Annotated in this window: 4 protein-coding genes and 1 pseudogene; all 5 read left to right on the plus strand. The window is 64.2% G+C overall.

What is annotated here, in order from left to right; genetic code table 11:
* Positions 1 to 11: 11 nt before the first annotated feature.
* Entirely contained in the window at positions 12 to 404 is a 393-nt protein-coding gene (locus A2I95_RS26675) for a cytidine deaminase (RefSeq protein ID WP_027259333.1), read from the plus strand.
* A complete protein-coding gene (locus A2I95_RS26680) occupies positions 404 to 1,708 on the plus strand; it encodes a thymidine phosphorylase (protein ID WP_291734775.1) in 1,305 nt (434 codons plus the stop codon). Before A2I95_RS26675 ends, A2I95_RS26680 begins: the two co-directional genes overlap by 1 nt.
* A complete protein-coding gene (locus tag A2I95_RS26685) occupies positions 1,708 to 2,919 on the plus strand; it encodes a phosphopentomutase (protein WP_291734778.1) in 1,212 nt (403 codons plus the stop codon). Before A2I95_RS26680 ends, A2I95_RS26685 begins: the two co-directional genes overlap by 1 nt.
* A 76-nt stretch (positions 2,920 to 2,995) precedes the next feature.
* Positions 2,996 to 3,628, plus strand: coding sequence for a uracil phosphoribosyltransferase (gene upp, locus A2I95_RS26690; protein WP_027259330.1), 633 nt, complete (start codon positions 2,996 to 2,998; stop codon positions 3,626 to 3,628).
* A 184-nt stretch (positions 3,629 to 3,812) separates the two neighbouring features.
* Positions 3,813 to 4,254: pseudogene (locus tag A2I95_RS26695) on the plus strand (SPOR domain-containing protein); the annotation flags it as partial.

Consider the following 4,254-nt stretch of genomic DNA (forward strand, 5'->3'; position numbering starts at 1 on the left):
GGGAATCGACCATGAGCCTCAAAGCCGCCGCAACCGCCGTCCGCGAAAACGCCCACGCGCCGTACTCTAATTTCAAGGTCGGCGCTGCAATCCGCTCGTCCACCGGCCAGATCTACGTCGGCTGCAATGTTGAAAACGTGGCCTATCCCGAGGGCACCTGCGCCGAGGCCGGGGCTATCGCCGCCATGGTTGCAGCGGGGGAAAGGGAGCTGGCGGCGGTCTATGTGATTGCCGACTGCCCCTCTCCGATCCCGCCCTGCGGCGGCTGCCGTCAGAAGCTCAAGGAGTTTGGCACAGGAGAGGTGAAAGTGACCCTGGCGACCACTGACGGCGCTGAGAAGGACACCACCATCGGCGACCTGCTGCCGGGCGCTTTTGACGTGGACCATATGGAGCGCAGCTGATGGACGCCCGCGCCATCAATGCAACACTCCGGCGCGGTGAAACACCGGGCGAAGACGCGCTGCACTGGTTTGCGGAAGGGCTGGCCAACGGTGGGGTCTCGGACGCGCAGGCCGGAGCCTTTGCCATGGCGGTCTGCCTGCAGGGCCTCAGCGTCGAGGGCCGCCGCGCCCTGACCCTGGCGATGCGCGACACTGGCGATGTGCTGACCTGGAATCTGGACGGCCCGGTTCTGGACAAGCATTCCACCGGTGGGGTGGGGGACTGTGTCTCGCTGCTGCTGGCACCGGCGCTAGCGGCCTGCGGTGCCTATGTGCCGATGATCTCGGGCCGCGGGCTGGGCCACACAGGCGGTACTTTGGACAAGCTGGAAGCGATCCCCGGTGTTTCCACCAGCGTCAGCGAGAACCACCTGCGCCGCATGATGCAGGACATGGGCTGCGCCATTGTCGGCGCCACCGCCCAGATTGCCCCGGCGGATAAGCGGCTCTATGCGATCCGCGACGTCACCGCGACGGTGGAAAGCCTTGACCTGATCACCGCCTCGATCCTGTCCAAGAAACTCGCCGCCAGCCCGGATGCGCTGGTGCTGGATGTGAAAATCGGCTCCGGCGCCTTTATGAAGACGGCAGATGACGCCCGCGCGCTGGCGCAGTCGCTCTGCGATACCGCTAATGCAGCTGGCTGCCGCACTTCGGCGCTGGTCACCGACATGAACCAGCCTCTGGCACCGGCCCTTGGCAATGCGCTGGAAGTAGCCGAGGTGATGCGGGTGCTGACAGGGCAGGCGGCTGGCTCGCTGGCAGAGATTTCCGCGGTTTTGGGCGGCGAGCTGCTGGCCCACGCCGGTCTGGCCGCGGACGCAGATGAAGGTGCGGCGCAGATCACCGCAACTCTCACCGATGGCCGCGCGGCAGAGCGGTTTGCCCGTATGATTGCCGCCATGGGCGGCCCTGCTGATTTCGCCGCCAAATGGCAGGATCATCTGCCGGGCGCAGAGGTCGTGCGGGCGGTCAAGGCCTCCGGCGCCGGGCGTGTCTCTGCCATGAACGGCGAAGCACTTGGCTTGGCTGTAGTTGCCCTGGGCGGGGGCCGGATGGTGGAGAGCGACAGGATCCACCCCGGCGTTGGTATCTCGGGCATTGCCCGCCTGGGCCAGCCCGTCGGGGCAGGGGACACCCTTGCCTGCATCCACGCCTCCAGCGATGATGCGGCAGATATGGCAGAGGCTGCCTTCCTCGCCGCCATCGCCATTGGCGATGCGTCGGACGCCCCGCCGCCGCTGGTTCACGAAAGGATCTCCTGATGCCCCGTGCCTTCCTTGTGGTGATGGACTCCGTTGGCATCGGCGGCGCGCCGGATGCCGGGACGTTCTTCAACGGCGATCTGCCGGACCTTGGCGCCAACACGCTGGCCCATATCACCCAGGCCTGTGCCGCGGGTGAGGCCGAGGAGGGCAGAAGCGGCCCGCTGCACGTACCAAACATGGAACGCCTCGGCCTTGGTTCAGCCATGCGGCTGGCGTCCTCGGTGCCGTTTCCGGGGCTGGATGCAGAACCGCAGGGCCGTTGGGGCTGTGCCAGAGAAGTCAGCCGTGGCAAGGACACGCCCTCGGGTCATTGGGAACTGGCGGGCCTGCCTGTGCCCTGGGACTGGCATTATTTCCCCGATCGGGCGCCGTCCTTCCCCGAAGACCTCACGGCCTTTGTAGCGGAGCAGGCCGGCACCGATGGCATCCTCGGCAATTGCCACGCTTCAGGGACTGTTATCCTCAACGACCTTGGCGCCGAACACATGCGGACAGGCAAGCCGATCTGCTACACTTCCGCCGACAGCGTCTTTCAGATCGCCGCACATGAGGAGACCTTTGGTCTCGACCGTCTCCTGAAACTTTGCGAGGCTATCGCTCCGCGCCTGCACGCGATGAAAGTGGGCCGGGTCATTGCGCGGCCCTTCCTGGGCTCAGCAGAGGAGGGTTTCACTCGCACCACCAACCGGCGCGATTTTGCAATTACTCCGCCGGCACCAGTGCTGACCAACTGGGTGCAGGATACAGGCGGCAAGGTCCACGCCATCGGCAAGATCGGCGACATCTTCTCCATGACCGGTATCGACACCCTGAAAAAGGGTGCGGATGCCCAGCTGATGCAGCACCTGTTCGATGCGGTGGAAACGGCAGAAGACGGCAGCCTGACCTTCGCCAACTTCGTCGAGTTCGACAGCATGTACGGCCACACCCGCGACATCTCCGGCTATGCGCGGGCGCTGGAGTGGTTCGATGCGGAGTTTGGCCGGCTGCTGGCGAAACTGCGCAACGGCGACATGCTGGTGCTGACCGCCGATCACGGCAATGACCCAAGCTGGCCCGGTTCCGACCACACCCGTGAACAGGTGCCGGTTCTGATTGCCGGGCTTGACGCAGGCCCCATCGGGCAGGTCAAATTCGCCGATGTGGGCGCCTCGATTGCGGCCCATCTGAACGTCCCGGCCCAAGGCCCCGGCAAGAGCTTTCTTTGACCCAATGGTCAAAACACGCTTGCCTGCTGTGGCCAAGCCCGTAAAAGCGCGCAAAAGCAAACTTTAGGAGTGCCCCATGACCGACCACCTGACCGTTGTTGATCACCCGCTTGTGCAGCACAAGCTGACCCTGATGCGGGACAAGGGCACGTCCACCGCGGGTTTCCGCCGCCTGCTGCGCGAGATCACCCAGCTTCTGGCCTATGAAATCACCCGCGAAATGGAGCTGACTACAACCAACATCGAAACCCCGATGGAGGAAATGGACGCGCCGATCCTGGCCGGCAAGAAACTGGCATTGGTCTCCATCCTGCGCGCGGGCAACGGTATGCTGGACGGGGTGCTGGAGCTGATCCCCTCGGCCCGCGTTGGTTTTGTCGGCCTCTACCGGGACGAGGAAACCCTGGAACCGGTGCAGTATTACTTCAAAGCACCCGAAGCGCTGGAAGACCGGCTGGTGATCGCAGTGGACCCGATGCTGGCCACCGGCAACAGCTCTGCCGCCGCTATCGATCTGCTGAAAGAGGCCGGCGCCAACAACATCCGCTTCCTCTGCCTTTTGGCCTCGCCCGAAGGCGTTGCGCGGATGAAAGAAGCGCACCCGGATGTACCTATCGTCACCGCTTCGCTGGACCGGCAGCTGAATGAGAAGGGCTACATTCTGCCCGGTCTGGGCGATGCCGGCGACCGGATGTTCGGCACTAAATGATCTGAACGCAGCGGCCAAGGCAGCGCTGATTGCCTTGGCCGGAATGCCCGGCTGCCGCCTGCGGCAAGCAAACAAGTTCCAATTTGAGCAAAAATTGCCGCCTTTCGGCCTTATTGTTGCCGCAGAATCTTTACTCACAGGCCGGATTCGGGCATCCTGCAGCCATATTTTGTGGGGCTCAGGAATGAAAATAACTAGAATTATTGCACTGGCCATCATCGCGGGGACAACAGGAGCGGCAGGTATACAGGCACAAACCCTGCGTGAAACCAGCCCGCCCTCCGAATTTCCGCCTGCTTCCTATAAAGGCAAGCAATATGTGGACAGCCGCGGCTGCATCTACATCCGTGCAGGCATTGACGGCAATGTCACCTGGGTTCCACGGGTCTCCCGCTCGCGCAAGCAGATCTGCGGCTATGCGCCAACCAAGCTGGCAGGCGCCACGAGGCAGCAGCCGGCAGCCCCGGCGCCGGAGCTGATCACGCTGGAGCCAGGCCAGCAGCCGGCACAACCGGCTGCAGCTGCGCCCGCAGCAGCAAAACGACCGTCCACCGCTGCCAAGCCCGCCGCCGCAGCGCCCAGGATCGTCACCACGGCCAGCCCGTCGGGGCAGGGGACACCCTTGC

The sequence above is a fragment of the Leisingera sp. F5 genome, from assembly GCF_001593695.1.